The sequence below is a fragment of the Microbacterium sp. NPDC089696 genome, assembly GCF_044749125.1.
Lineage (GTDB): Bacteria > Actinomycetota > Actinomycetes > Actinomycetales > Microbacteriaceae > Microbacterium.
The window spans coordinates 227,650-241,839 of the sequence record NZ_JBIVHF010000003.1 but is presented as its reverse complement, the minus strand read 5'-3'; the positions used below and the strand labels follow the sequence as shown (position 1 = coordinate 241,839).

Here is a 14,190-nt window from a genome sequence, read left to right as displayed (position 1 = left end):
CCCGTATTCGTCACCACCACCGTGTACTCCACCGTGTCACCCACCACACCGATATCACCCACCGACAACACACCCGACTTCACCGCCGACAACGCGGCGCCGGGAGCGATCGGGACGGTGGCGGCGGCGGGGACGGGCGCGAGCGTGCCGCGCACCGGGGTGCCGGTGACGGTGACGGAGTTCGCGACCGAACCCGCGTCGACGTCGGACTGCAGCAGCGTGTACGTGGCGATCGCGGTCGCCTCCGCGCCCGGAGCGAGGATGCCGGGCGCTGCGGGGTTCGGCCAGGTGATGGTGAGGGGACTGAGCCCGGCGAGAGCGTCGTCGAACGAGACCTCGCTCACGGTGACGTCCCCGCTGTTGACGACCGAGAAGCGGAACTCCACGGTGTCGCCCGCGCGGCCCGTCGAACCGGCCGCGAGCGTTCCCCGCTTCGTCGCCGTGAGCGCGGGGCCGGCGTCCGCGAGCGGCGTCGTCGCCTGCACCTCGGGCGACGAGACCGGAGCGCCCTGCGGCCCCGTCCCCGACGCGGTCGCCGCGTTGACGACCTGACCCGCGTCGACATCGCCCTGAACGATCGTGTACCGCGCGCTCGCGGTCACCTCGTCGCCGGGGGCGAGTCGTCCCGTCTCGCCGCTCGGCCAGGCGCCGAACACGATGCCCGAGAGTCCCTCGAGCTCGTCCGCGATCGCCACTCCCGTGATCGTGGTGTTGCCGGTGTTGCGGACGGTGAAGGTGTAGCCGATCGAGTCGCCCAGGGCGCCGCTCCCCGTGAGCTCGTCGGTCTTGACGAGCTCGAGCGCCGGAGCGCGCGTCCTCGTCGCGACCGTGATCGAGTCGCTCGTGGAGACCGGCCCGTCGGCCGGCGTCAGACCGGTGACGGTTGCGGTGTTGGAGAGCCCGCCCGCGTCCACATCCGCCTGGGTGACGGTGTAGGCGGCGGTCGCGGTGACGGTGCCACGCGGAGCGAGAGTGCCCGCGGTCCCCGGCCAGGCGCCGAACGTGATCGACGACAGTCCGGGGAGCGGGTCACTCAGAGCGATGCCGTCGATGGTCGCGGTGCCCGAGTTCGTCACCGTGAACGTGTACGTGATCACGTCGCCGACCACGAGGTCGGAATCCTTCGACGCGCTCTTGTCGAGCGTCAGACCGGCCGTGGAGTCGATCGGAACGGAAGCGGGCGCGGTGGCCGTGACCACGGTGCCCGATGGCGCGGTGCCCCGGCCCGTCACGACGCTGACGATCGAGCCCGCATCCACGTCGGCCTGCGTGAGCACGGTCGTGGCCGTCGCGGTGACGGCGCCGCCGGGCGCGAGCACCCCGGCGGGTCCGGTCCACTGATAGGTCGGCGCGGTGGTCCCCGGCAGCGCATCGCTGAGCGCAGCCCCGGTGAGGGTCACGTTCCCGGTGTTCCGGAGCGTGTAGGTCCAGGTCACCGTCGAACCTGCGGCCGATCCCGGAGGCAGCGACCCGGCATCCGTGACCGCGATCGCCGGCGCCGCCTGCTCGACCGGGACCACGCTCTGCGGCGAGCTCGTCGACACCGGTCCTCGGGGACCCGTGCCCGATGCCGTGGCCGTGTTGAGCACGCGCCCCGCGTCGACATGCGCCTGCGTGATCTCGAGCGTCGCGGTGCCGGTGGCGCTCTGCCCCGGGTTCAGCACACCCGTGGCCCCCGGCCAGGCGACGGTGATCGGCGAAAGGCCCGTGAGCGGATCGGCGACCGAGATGCCGCTGACGGTGACGTTGCCGGCGTTCGTCACGACGAACGTGTAGGTGATGTCGTCACCCACGCCCGCTTCTCCCGGGAGCGTGGAGCCGGACTTCGCGAGGACGAGCTGTGCGCGCTGGGTTCCGGTCGCGACATCCACGGTGGCGGACGACTGCACCGCGGCACCGGAGGGCGGTGCTCCGGTCGCCGTGACGGAGTTCACCACCGAGCCCGTGTTCACATCGGTCTGGGTGATCGTGTACGTCGCGGTGGCGGTGGCCTGCGCGCCGGGGCTCAGCACACCGGGTGCGCCGGGGTCCGGCCACGTCACGGCCGGGATGACGCCGGGGAGCGAATCCGCCAGGTCGACGTCCGTGAGCGTGACGTTTCCGGTGTTCACGACGACGAAGTCGAAGCGGATGCTGTCGCCGGCCTCGCCGTTTCCGAGCACCGTCCCCGACTTCGTGACGCCGATCGAGGCCGCGGGCGCGACCGGCACGGTCACGTCGTCGTTCTCGGTGACGACGGCGCCCCCGGGAGCCGTGCCCGAACCGCTGACCACGTTGTCGACGCCGCCCGCATCGATGTCCGCCTGGGTGAGCGTGTACGTCGCCGACGCGGTGACGACCTGGTTCGGCGCGAGCACGCCCGCGGTGCCCGGCCAGGTGTACACCAGCGGCGAGACCGCCGGATCGAGGTCCGTCATCGTGACGCTCGTGAGCGTGACGTTGCCGGTGTTGCGCAGCGAGAAGCCGTAGGTGACGGTGTCACCGACGCGCGTCACCGCGCCGCCTGCGAGCGTGCCGGTCTTCACGACCTCGATGTCCGCGTTCTGCGCCGCGACGGGCGTGGTGACCGTGCTCGACGGCGCGGTCACGGCGGGTCCGGTCGGCGGAGTGCCCGTGGAGCTCGCGGTGTTCGCGACGGAACCCGCGTCGAGGTCTCCCTGCGTGATTCGGTGGGTCGCGGTCGCCGTGACCGACTCCCCCGGCTGCAGCGTGCCGCTCGCCCCGGGCCATGCCCCGTAGCTGAGCGGGCTGAGTCCGGGAGCGGGATCCGAGAGAGCGACCCCCGTGAGGGTCACGTTGCCCGTGTTGGTCGCCCGCAGCGTGTAGGTGATGAGGTCGCCGAGCTGTCCGGCGCCGCCCACCGACGCGGACTTCGTGGTCTGGATCGCGGGAGCCGCGGCCGCCGTGCCGAGGACCACGGACGGGGAGGTGGCCGAGACGGCCGCGCCCGTCGGCGGACGCCCCGATACGGTGGCGACGTCGGTGATGCTCCCCGCGTTCACGTCGCTCTGGCGCACCTGATACGTCGCCGTCGCGCTGACGGACTGGTTCGGCGCCAGCGTTCCCGGCGTGCCCGACGGCCATCCGGCGTAGGTGATCGCCGACAGGCCGCTGTGGGGATCGTTGACCGCGACGCCCGTCAGCGTCACGTTGCCGGCGTTGCGGACGGTGTAGGTGTAGGTGATGGTGTCGCCGACCGCGCCGGAGCCCGAGGTGTACGCGCCGGCCTTCTGGATCGTGATCGCCGGCGCCGAGCTCAGCGGCACGGTGCCGGAGCCGACGGCCGAGGTCGCCTGGCCGCGCGCGGGCGTGCCCGTCGCCGTCGCGGCGTTCGCCACGGACCCGGCGTCGACGTCGGTCTGACGGACGCTCGAGGTCGCCGTCGCGGTGACCGAGGTGCCCGGAGCCAGCACCCCGGTGGTGCCGCCGGGCCATGCGCCGTACACGAGGTCGGTGATGCCCGGCAGCGAATCGGTCGCGGAGACGCCCGAGAGCGTGACGTTGCCGGTGTTGCGGATGGTCACCGACCACGTGATCGTCTCCCCCGCGACGCCTGTCGCCCCGGCGGGGAGCGTGCCCGACTTCACGACCTGCAGACGCGGATCGCCGGCCGTCGTCGGAGTCGTCACCGTGCCGGATGCGGCGCTGACCGGGGTGCCGTTGGGCGACAGCGCGTTTCCGGTGGCGACGTTCGTGACGACACCGGCGTCGACGTCGGCCTGTGTGATCACGTGGCTCGCGCGGGCGACGACCTGGGCGCCCGGCGCGAGGATCCCCGACGCCCCCGGCCATGTGTACGTGAACGGGGTGAGCCCGGGCAGCGGGTCGCTGACGGCCACGGAGCGCAGGGTGACGTTTCCGGTGTTGGTCACGCGCACCGTGTAGTCGATCACGTCGCCGACGGCTCCGGTCCCGCTGACCGTCGCGGACTTCGTGGTGGTGAGAGCGGGGCCGGCCGCGACCGTGGCGAGCGTCACCGTCGGCGAATCGGCGCCGACGGCGGGTCCGGACGGCGGCGTTCCGACCACGCGCGCGGTGTTGCGCACCGTGCCGGCGTCCACGTCCGCCTGAGTCACGGTGTAGGTCGCCGTGCCGGAGACCTGGGCTCCCGGGGCCAGTGTCCCTTCGGCCCCCGGCCAGGTGAGCGCGATCGGGCTGAGGCCGGTGTGCGGGTCGGTGAGCGCGACGCCCGTGAGCGTGACGTTGCCGGCGTTGCGTGCCGTGAAGCTGTAGGTGATGACGCTGCCGACGCCACCCGTGCCCTGCGTGTACGCGCCCGTCTTGCCGAGCGTCAGGAGCGGCCCGGCCGTCAGCGGGAGCGTCGCGGCCGCCGTGGCCTGCACCACAGCCCCTGTCGGCGGCGTGCCGGTGGCCGTCGCGGTGTTCGCCACCGACCCGGCGTCCACGTCCGCCTGCGTCAGGGCGCGCGTCGCCGTCGCCGTGACGCTCTGCCCCGGCTGCAGCGTCCCCACGGCACCGGGCCAGCCCGTGACCGCGATGGCCGAGAGACCGGGCAGCGGGTCGGTGACGCCGACGCCCGTGAGCGTGACGTTGCCCGCGTTGCGCACCGTGAAGCTGTAGGTGACGACGTCGCCGGCGCGACCGGTGGCGCCGGGAGCCAGGCTGGCCGTCTTGTCGAGCGTCAGGCGCGGCGCGGCGGTCGCGGTGGGCGTGACGACGTCGGCGGAGGTCCCGGTCACGGCCGTGCCACCGGGGGCGGAGCCGGAGGCCGAGGCCCGGTTGCGGATCGACCCCGCGTTCACGTCGGCCTGGGTGATCACGTAGGTCGCCCGCGCTGTCGCCGCCTGCCCCGGAGCGAGTGTCCCCGTGGCACCCGGCCACGTGACGGAGAGCGTCGAGAGCCCGGGAAGCGGGTCGTTGAGGGTCACGCCGGTGAGCGTCTGGTTCCCGGTGTTCTCGGCGCGGAACGTGTAGGTCACGACATCGCCCGCACGATTGCCGGCGGCCGTGCTCGCACTCTTCGTGACCGTGAGGCCCGGAGCGGCGGTGGCCGTCGGAACGACGGCCTCGGCCGAGGTCGCGCTCACCACGGCCCCGGTGGGCGGACGCCCGCTGACGGTGGCCGTGTTGCGCACCGAGCCCGCGTCGACGTCGGCCTGACGCACCGTGTACGTCGCGGTGCCCGTCGCGGTCTGCCCCGGTGCGAGCGTGTTCGCGGCGCCGGGCCAGGTGATCGTCGGCGTGCTCAGTCCGGCGAGGTTGTCGGTCAGGGTGATGCCGTTGAGCGTGACGTTCCCGCCGTTGCGGATCGTGAACGCGAACGTCACGGTGCTGCCGACGCCACCGGAACCGCTGGTCACGGATCCGGTCTTGACGACGCTGATCGCGGGGACGGGCGCGAGTCGCACGGTGGCGGGGGCCGACCCCGTGACGGCCGCGCCGCGCGGGGGCGTGCCCGTCGCGGTCGCCGTGTTGGCGACCGACCCGGCGTCCACGTCGCTCTGCTTCACGGTGTAGGTGGCCGTCCCGGTGACGCTCTGACCGGGTTGCAGGGTCCCGGCGGTGCCCGCCCATCCGGTGAGCGGGATCGCCGTCGCACCGATCAGCGGGTCGACGAGCGACACACCGGTGAGGGTGACGTTGCCGGAGTTGCGCACCGTGAACGCGTAACTGATCGTGTCTCCGGCCGCGCCGCTCCCCGAGAGCGTCCCGACCTTCGTGACCGCGATGGACGGAGCGCTGCTCGCCGTCGACGTCGTCACGGTCCCGGACGCCGCGGTGACCCTGGTGCCTCCGCCGGTACCGTTCGCCGTCGCCGTGTTCGTGACGACGCCCGCGTTCACGTCGGCCTGCGTCACGGTGTACGCCGCCGTGGCGACGACCGTCTGCCCGGGAGCGAGCGATCCCGCGGCCCCCGGCCACTGGTACTGCAGAGCGCCGAGTCCGGCGAGCGGATCGGTGATCCCGACTCCCGTGAGCGTGACGTTTCCGGTGTTGCTGGCGCGGAACGTGTAGGTGATCGTGCTGCCGACTCCCCCGCCACCGCCCGCGGCGGTCTTCGTCACGGCGATGCCCGGTGCGGCTGCGACGGTCGCGACCGAGACCTCACCGGACGACGCCGTGATCGCGGCACCCGTCGGCGGCGTGCCGCTCACCGTGGCCGTGTTCTTCGCCGAGCCCGCATCGACGTCCGACTGCCGCACCGTGTAGGTCGCCGTCGCCGTGACCGTCTGGTTGGGCTGCAGCGTTCCGGATGCCCCCGGCCAGGTGTACGTCAGCGCCGACAGTCCCGCGTGCGGATCGGCGATGGACACTCCGGTGAGGGTCACGTTGCCGGTGTTCCGCGCCGAGAACGAGTAGGTGATGGTGCTGCCGACGGACCCGTTGCCCGAGGTCACCGCGCCCGTCTTGGTCAGCACGATGCCGGGTGCGGAGGCGAGCGACACCGTCGCGGGAGCCGTGCTGGTGACGGCCGCGCCGGTCGGCGGAGCACCGGACCCGGTCGCGGTGTTGCTCACGGCGCCGCTGTTGACGTCGGTCTGGGAGATCGTCGACGTCGCGGTCGCCGTGACGGTCTGTCCCGGCTGGAGCACTCCGGACGTCCCGCTCGGCCAGGTGCCGTACACGGGAGCGGTGATGCCCGGCAGGGAGTCCGCGACCGAGACGCCCGTGAGCGTGACGTTCCCGGAGTTGCGGAGTGTGAGCGACCACACGATCGTGTCTCCGGCCCGGCCGGAGGACCCGCTCTGCAGCGCGCCCGACTTGGTCGTGACGATGCCGGCCGACGCGGGGATGGTGTTGGTCGTGACGGTGCCGGAGGTGCTCGTGACCGGCGTCGTCCCGTAGGCCGCGGTCGACGAGGCGACGTTCCTGACCGAGCCGGAGTTCACGTCCGTCTGCTTGATCGTGTAGGTCGCGACGGCGGTGACCGACTGTCCGGGTGCGAGGCGACCCGCGGTTCCCGGCCACGTGTAGGTGAACGCCGAGAGCCCGGCGAGCGTGTCGGAGACGGCGACGTCGGTGAGGGTGACGTTGCCGGTGTTCGTCGTGCGCACGGTGTAGGTGATGACGTCGCCGACCGACGCCGTCCCCGACACCGTCGCCGCCTTGCTCGTCGTCGTCGCGGGCGCGGCTGTCGCCGTGTTCACACGGGTCGTCGGCGAGGTGCCGGTGACCGCGGCGCCGGCGGGCGTGCGGGCCGACGCCGTCGCCGTGTTCGTCACCGCGCCGGCGTCCACATCCGCCTGCCGGATCGTGTAGGTCGCGCGGCCCTGGACGGTCTGCCCCGGTGCCAGGGTCCCTGCCGTGCCCGGCCAGGTGTACGCGATGGTCGAGAGACCGGCGAGCGGATCGGCGATCGCGACCTGGCTCAGGGTGACGTTGCCGTTGTTCGTGGCGGAGAACGTGTAGGTGACCGTGCTGCCGACGCCGCCGGTGCCCGAGGTGATGGCACCCGACTTCAGCACGGTGAGCGCCCCGCTCGGAGTGACCGGCAGGGTGAACGCGCGGGTCTGGGTGAGACGTGCACCGGACGGCGGCAGCGCGGAGGCGGTCGCGGTGTTCGCGACCGAGCCCGCATCGACATCGCTCTGCTTGAGCGTGTAGGTCGCGGTCGCCGTGACGGCCTGACCGGGCGCGAGCGTCCCCGCGGTGCCGGGCCAGGTGTAGGTGAGAGCCGAGAGCCCCGAGAGCGGGTCGGTGATGGCCGCCTCGGTGAGCGTGACGTTGCCGCTGTTCGCGAGGCGGAAGCTGTAGGTCACGACGTCACCGGCCTTGCCGGTGCTCCCGGGCGCGAGTGCGCCGGTCTTGGTCAGCGTCACAGCGGGAGCGGATGCCGCGGTCGAGACGACGGACTGGCTGCTCGGGACCGTGAGTGCGGCGCCGGCAGGGGTCCTGGCCGTGCTCGTCGCGGTGTTCCTCACCGATCCGGCGTCGACGTCGGCCTGCGTGATCGTGTAGGTGGCGGTCGCGGTGACCGCCTGCGCCGGCGCGAGCGTCCCCGCGGTGCCGGGCCAGCTGTACGTCAGTGCCGAGAGACCGGGGAGAGGGTCTGCGATCGCCACCGAGGTGAGCGTGGTGTTGCCGGTGTTCCGGGCGGTGAAGGTGTAGGTGATCGTACTTCCCACCCCGCCGGTGCCCTGCGTGACGGTTCCCGACTTCGTCGTCGAGAGGCCCGGGGCGGAGGCGATCGTGGGGACGGTGACCTGGGCGGAGGAGCCGGACACCGTGGTGCCGGCGGGGGTTCGGGCTGAGGCGGAGGCCGTGTTGCGGACGCTGCCCGCATCGACGTCGGCCTGCGTGATCGTGTAGAACGCGGTGGCCGTGGCTGCCTGACCCACGGGGATCACGCCCGAGGTGGACGTGGGCCAGGTCACGACCGGAGGTGAGAGACCCGGGAGGGGGTCGACGAGGGACGCGTTCGCGAGCGTGACGTTGCCCGTGTTGCGGATCGTGAACGTGTAGTTGACGCGATCGCCGACACGGCCCGACGTTCCGCTCGCGAGAGCTCCCGTCTTCGTGACGGTCACGGCGCCGGCCGCGGCGATCGGCGTCACCCGGTTCGCCTGTCCGGTCGGACGGACTCCACCGTCGCTGTCAGCGGCGCTCACGGTCGCCGTGTTCGCCACGGACCCGGCATCCACGTCCGACTGCTTCAGCGTGTAGGTCGCGGTCGCGCTCACGGACTGTCCGGGCGTCAGCGTGCCGACCGTCCCCGGCCACGTGCCGTACGTGATCGCCGAGAGCCCGACGAGCGGGTCCGTGATGATGATGTCCGTGAGCACGGACTGCCCGGTGTTGGTGACCGTGAAGGTGTAGACGACGACGTCGCCCGCCTTGCCGGTTCCGCCCGGGGCCAGTGCGCTGGTCTTGGACAGACTGATGGCGCTCAGCAGGACCGTCGTGCTGTCGCTGTCCCGCGCGAGGAAGTCCCCCACCACGGTTCTCGCCGTGGCCTCGGCCGTCGACACGTATCCCGTGGACGATGGCGCCGTCGCGGTACAGGTGTAGGTCGTGGACTCCAGGGGCGCGAGCGTGAGAGCGCCGAGATTACGGGCGCAGTTCGCCTGGTCGTCGGTCACCACGATGTTCCGCAGGGTGCCGGCACCGGTGTTCGTGATGCGGATCGTGAACGTCGCGAGCTCGGTCGCGGTGCGCGCCTGCGTGTCGACCGTGCCGTCGTAGGTCTTGACGAGCTGCAGACCGGCGGTCGGCACGGAGAGCATGGCGTTGCGGAGCAGGTACGAGTCGCCCGACGTTCCGAGGCGGAGGTTCACGGTCGAGTCGCCCGCGACCACGTTCGTCAGCGGCACCGAGGCGACGTCGACACTCTGATTGGTGAACGCCGTGCCGGCCGTGCCCGTGTATCTGACGGAGCCCACCGCCCGGGAGATGCCGATGTTGCCGTTCGCCCCTGCCGCGTTCGGGATCTCGGTGTAGGCGGTCGACCCCCCACGCGAGTACGAGGCGGAGTCGCCGGTGATGTTGCGGTCGCCCTCGAAGAGGGTGAAGCCCGCGCGAGTGCCGGCGGCGACGGCCGTGAAGCCGTTGAACGCGACGGTGAGGTCGGCATCGTTCGCGCCCTGACGCACGTGGCCTTCATAGTAGATGATGTTGTGCGGCACCGAAGCGGGGTTGTTCGGGAGGTAGGTCCCGTAGTCGTACACCACGGCGATCGACCAGCCGGCGTAGCATCCGGCGCCCGTCGGGGTCCAGATGTTGCCCGCCGAGAGCGTGATCTCGTTGCCGGTGGGGACGGAGGCGAAAGCCGCGGTGACGTCAGCGCTCGCGGAGTAGTAGAGCGCGGTGGCCTGCGATGCCGGGTCGACGAGCACGTTGTCGGGGGCGATGTCGGCGACGGCGCCGCCCGCGACCTTGAACTGGATCGACCGGTTGGTGTAGCCGGTCGCGCTGCCCGCCGGCATGGTGGCGACGCCGCGAGCCGCCGAATACTGCGCGCAAAGGCGCCGGGTGTCGCCCGTGTACGCGCCCGTGTTGGCACTCCACGTGAGGAAGGCCTTGACGACCGTGGCGCCGGACGGGATCGTCATCGTCGCGCTGCTCGAGTTGGCGGTGAACCCTGCCACCGAGTTGTTCTGCGTCATGACGAAGTTGTCGTTGACGTTCTGGGCGTTCGTGCTGGACGCGGCGTGCAGGTCGGCACAGGTGCCGTTCGTCGTGGCGGTGGTGGCGGAGCACGCGAGCACGCCGTTGCCGGCCATGAGGAAGTCGCCGTTCACGTTGGCCTGATAGTTCGGCGCGGTGCCCGAGTTCGTGCCCCACTGCACGACGGCGGCTTCAGCGGTGGTGGGGGCTCCGAGAGTGAAGCCTGCCGCGATGACCGCGATCGCGGTCGCCATCGCGACGAATGACCGGCGCTGCCGACGCCGAGCACCTCCCCCCACCATCACGAACCCCCCTCAAGGCCCGTACACTCCCCGTCCTGGGGAGCGACGTGCCAGAAACGATAGGCGAACTCACAGGTGATGACAATGGTGCGGATGTGACGGATGTGGCTCGGGAGCGCTCCCACCGCACATCGGCATATCGCTTGACCTGGTGTTTTCCACATTCGGCGGGACTTCGCTGGCCGATGGTCCAGGGAGAAAACAGACCTTCGTCTCAAACACTGCTTTCGCCTGCCCCGACCCTTATCTGACAGACGTCCGATATCCTGACAGCATGGACGCACGGTCGCGACGCTCGCAGGAAGCCCTGCGCAGCGCCGTCCTCACACTCGCCGAAAGGATGCCGATCGGTGACGTGACCGCATCCGCCGTCTGCTCCGAAGCCGGGATCACCCGCGACACGTTCTACCGCCACACCGAGAGCCCGACGGCCCTGCTCGCCGACGCCCTGGCCGAGGAGATCGCCGAGGCCATGGAGGTCCTCCCGCGCACGGAGGCGATCGGCGACGGCGAGAGGGCGCTGATCTCGCACGTGCACCGGCGCTCCGGCGTCTATCGCGGAGCGATGCATCCGCTGCTCGCCGCCCCGCTGCGCAGCGCACTGGAACGGTCGATCCGCGAGGGCCTCGTCCTGTGGGCGCAGTTGCACCCGCGGATCGTTCCCCCGGAGTTCGCCGATCCCGCTGCGATGCGCATCGCCGTCGCCTACGCCGCTGCCGGCACGGTGGGCGCCATCGAGGAATGGCTCCGCGGAGACGACGACGACATCGACCGCGCCGTGAGGCTCATCCTCGCGGCGTCACCGGAGTGGTGGCTGCACTGACGGCCACCCGGAAAAGGAGAAGACAGATGAAGGCCGCAGTGTTCCACGCTCAGGAGGACCTCCGCGTCGAGGACGTGCCCGAGCCGACGCCCGGGCCCGGGCAGGTCAAGCTGCGGAACGCCTTCGCCGGCATCTGCGGCTCCGATCTGCACGTGTACTACAGCCCGGAGGCCGCGGGGCTCGACTTCGACCACCCGCATCCCGTGACCGGGTCGACGCTGCCGCAGATCCTCGGCCACGAGTTCTCCGGAACCGTCGTCGAGCTCGGAGACGGTGTGACCGATGTGCAGGTCGGCGATCGGGTCGCCGTCTGGCCGATCTACTACTGCGGTGAGTGCGCAGCGTGCCGCCGCGGCAAGTACAACGTCTGCCGCGAGATCGGGTTCCACGGCCTCAGCTCTCACGGCGGGGGCATGGCCGAGTTCACGACCGTCGACGCGTCGAAGCTGCACGTGCTGCCCGAGAACGTCGACCTGCGCATGGGCGCCCTCGTCGAGCCGATGTCCGTCGCCTGGCACGCGGTGGCGCGCAGCGGCGTCGAGGCGAGCGGGACCGCCCTCATCGCCGGCGCGGGCCCGATCGGGATCGGCGTCTGGTTCGCACTGAAGGCCCGCGGCGTGGAGAAGGTGCTCGTGTCCGAGCCCAGCGCCGAGCGCCGAGCGATCATCGCCGCCCTCGGTGCGACCGTGGTGGACCCCGTGAACGAGGACCTCGCCGCGGCCGTGAGCGCCCTCAGCGATGGCGACGGCGTGGACGTGGCGTTCGACGCCGCCGGCGCGGGCCCCGCCGTCACGTCGTCGCTCGCGAGCCTCGCACCCGGCGGACGCGTCGTGGTCGTCGCGATCCACGAGCGCCCCATGGACTTCCTCCCCACGCAGCTCGTGATGGGCGAGACCGAGATCGCCGGGGCGCTCGCCTATCTGCCGGAGGACTTCGACGCCGTGATCGAGGCCATGTCCCGCGGCGTGTACGACACGACCGGCTGGGTGCAGGACGCGCCGCTCGAGGGTGTCGTCGATGCGATCCACGCGCTGCGCGGCGGCGCCGGCGCGAAGATCCTCGTCCGGGCCGGCTGATCCGAGCCGCGCGTGGGGCCGGGCGGATGCGTCCGCTCGGCCCCACGCGCATTCGCGGGACCGGATCGCGGCTATACCTCGTCGAGAGGAAGCACTCCGGTGAGCGCGAGCACGGGCATGACCACGCCCATGACCATGAAGAACACGCCGCCGATGCGGTACCACACGAGGATGCGGGCGCGAGGCGCGAGACGACGTCGGAGACGGCGTACGCCGCGGATGCTGTCCGCCTGCGCGATGTACATGTCGGCAGGGATCTCGGGCCTGAACGCGAAGAGTGCACCGATCCCGAGAGCGCCGAGACTCCAGACCGAGAGGAAGATGATCACCACAGTGCTGAGCGTAGCGCCCACCGCGCCGCGGAGATGATCCGGCGAAAACGAGAAAACCCCCGGTAAGCCGGGGGTTTCTATCTGTGCGCGATACTGGGATCGAACCAGTGACCTCTTCCGTGTCAGGGAAGCGCGCTACCGCTGCGCCAATCGCGCCCGTAGGGGCTATTCAGTTTGTAGAGAGGTGGCGACGGGATTCGAACCCGTGTAAACGGCTTTGCAGGCCGGTGCCTAGCCGCTCGGCCACGCCACCGTGTGGATTGACCCCACGTGCGGAAGGCCCTCCGAAGAAGGCCCCTGCACTTGAGCGGATGACGAGACTCGAACTCGCGACCCCAACCTTGGCAAGGTTGTGCGCTACCAACTGCGCTACATCCGCGTTGTTCCCGGTTGTTGTCACGGGCACTTATGAAACATTAGCCGATGATCCGCGACTGTCCAAACCGGAACCGAATCTCGCGCGTGTCTCCCCGGATGGTCGTCGGCGGCTCTGAGCGTCCGGTAGTATCGGTTGACGTACCCCACGGGTATGGGCGATTGGCGCAGTTGGTAGCGCGCTTCCTTCACACGGAAGAGGTCATCGGTTCGAGTCCGGTATCGCCCACCGACAAGCCCCGCGTTCCGCATCGGACCGCGGGGTTTCCTGTTTCCCCGTCGAGGATGGCGGACGACTGCCGTGGTAACTTAGGGTGCCCTAACCATCACCCGAGAGGACCGGCCACGACGATGCCTCCGACGGACCCCGAGACCGACGAGTCCGTCGTGTGGCGCATCGGCACGAACTCCTTCACCCTCTCCGATCGCGTCGAATGGGACCCGCACGTCCACGACGACCGTCACGAGCTCCTCTGGGGTACGCGCGGCGTGTTGACCGCGGAGACGGACGACGGCTACTTCGCGATCCCCGGAACCCTGGGCCTCTGGATCCCGGCCGGCGTCTCGCATCGCGTGACCGCGGCCGCCGGCACGACCTTCCGCTGCACCTTCATCGACCTCGACGTCGCCGACGCGCCCTCGCGCACGACGGCGGTCGCGATGCCCGACGTCATCCGCGTGCTCCTCGAACGCCTCGAGAGCCCGCCGTATCTCCCGACGTCGCCGCGAGCCCACGCCGAGGAGCTCGTCGTGAGCCTGCTCGAGCCCGTGGAGGTGTCGACGATCGACCTTCCCCTCCCCCTCGACACCCGCACGCGGATGATCGCCGAGTCCCTGCTGGCGGACCCTGCGGACGATCGGTCCATCGAGGACTGGGGCCGCCACGTGGGGGCGAGCGCGCGCAACCTCTCACGCCTGTTCGTCGCCGAGACCGGGCTCAGCTTCTCGACGTGGCGCACCCGCGCCCGCATGCGCCGCGCCATCGAATGGCTCGCGGCCGACCACACCGTGGCGTTCGTCAGCCGTCGCTCGGGGTACGCGACGCCGAGCGCTTTCGTGCAGGCGTTCCGCCGAGAGCTGGGGCGCACGCCGGGCGAGTTCGCCTCCGCCAGGAGCGCCGCTGAGCGCAAGTCGGCCTGAGCGCGACACGGCACGTCCTCTCCGGAACACGGGACGGATCGATACTGGGTTAGCCAAGCCTTACCTTGCTGCTCGGC

Annotated in this window: 4 protein-coding genes, 4 tRNA genes and 1 pseudogene; 4 read left to right on the top strand and 5 right to left on the bottom strand. The window is 71.1% G+C overall.

Annotation, left to right across the window (positions count from 1 at the left end; genetic code table 11):
* Positions 1-10,319: pseudogene (locus ACIPY8_RS17550) on the bottom strand (hypothetical protein); the annotation flags it as partial.
* A gap of 322 nt (positions 10,320-10,641) precedes the next feature.
* Here ACIPY8_RS17550 and ACIPY8_RS17545 point away from each other — a divergent pair.
* Entirely contained in the window at positions 10,642-11,190 is a 549-nt protein-coding gene (locus tag ACIPY8_RS17545; RefSeq protein WP_400820960.1) for a TetR/AcrR family transcriptional regulator, read from the top strand.
* 26 nt (positions 11,191-11,216) lie between these two features.
* Positions 11,217-12,266, top strand: a complete 1,050-nt coding sequence (locus ACIPY8_RS17540) for a 2,3-butanediol dehydrogenase (protein ID WP_400820958.1) — start codon at positions 11,217-11,219, stop codon at positions 12,264-12,266.
* Positions 12,267-12,337: 71 nt separating this feature from the next.
* On the opposite strand, the gene ACIPY8_RS17535 is transcribed toward ACIPY8_RS17540, so the two are convergent.
* From ACIPY8_RS17535 to ACIPY8_RS17520, 4 genes are all read right to left on the bottom strand, one after another.
* The gene (locus ACIPY8_RS17535) at positions 12,338-12,598 is read right to left on the bottom strand and encodes a hypothetical protein (RefSeq protein WP_400820955.1); all 261 of its coding nucleotides are present in this window, start codon (positions 12,596-12,598) and stop codon (positions 12,338-12,340) included.
* Positions 12,599-12,682: 84 nt separating this feature from the next.
* Positions 12,683-12,754 (bottom strand) — tRNA-Val (locus ACIPY8_RS17530).
* 26 nt (positions 12,755-12,780) lie between these two features.
* Positions 12,781-12,851, bottom strand: a tRNA-Cys gene (locus ACIPY8_RS17525).
* Positions 12,852-12,904: 53 nt separating this feature from the next.
* Positions 12,905-12,977 (bottom strand) — tRNA-Gly (locus tag ACIPY8_RS17520).
* 152 nt (positions 12,978-13,129) lie between these two features.
* On the opposite strand from ACIPY8_RS17520, the gene ACIPY8_RS17515 reads away from it, so the two are divergent.
* Together ACIPY8_RS17515 and ACIPY8_RS17510 are read left to right on the top strand one after the other, a co-directional pair.
* A tRNA-Val gene (locus ACIPY8_RS17515) sits at positions 13,130-13,202 on the top strand.
* 122 nt (positions 13,203-13,324) lie between these two features.
* Positions 13,325-14,113, top strand: coding sequence for a helix-turn-helix domain-containing protein (locus ACIPY8_RS17510; protein WP_400820953.1), 789 nt, complete (start codon positions 13,325-13,327; stop codon positions 14,111-14,113).
* The last annotated feature ends 77 nt before the right edge of the window (positions 14,114-14,190 follow it).

Excerpts from the sequence above, each read along its gene's own strand:
- ACIPY8_RS17545 (WP_400820960.1), top strand. The coding sequence starts at position 10,642 with ATGGACGCACGGTCGCGACGCTCGCAGGAAGCCCTGCGCAGCGCCGTC.
- ACIPY8_RS17510 (WP_400820953.1), top strand. The coding sequence starts at position 13,325 with ATGCCTCCGACGGACCCCGAGACCGACGAGTCCGTCGTGTGGCGCATC.
- ACIPY8_RS17540 (WP_400820958.1), top strand. The coding sequence starts at position 11,217 with ATGAAGGCCGCAGTGTTCCACGCTCAGGAGGACCTCCGCGTCGAGGAC.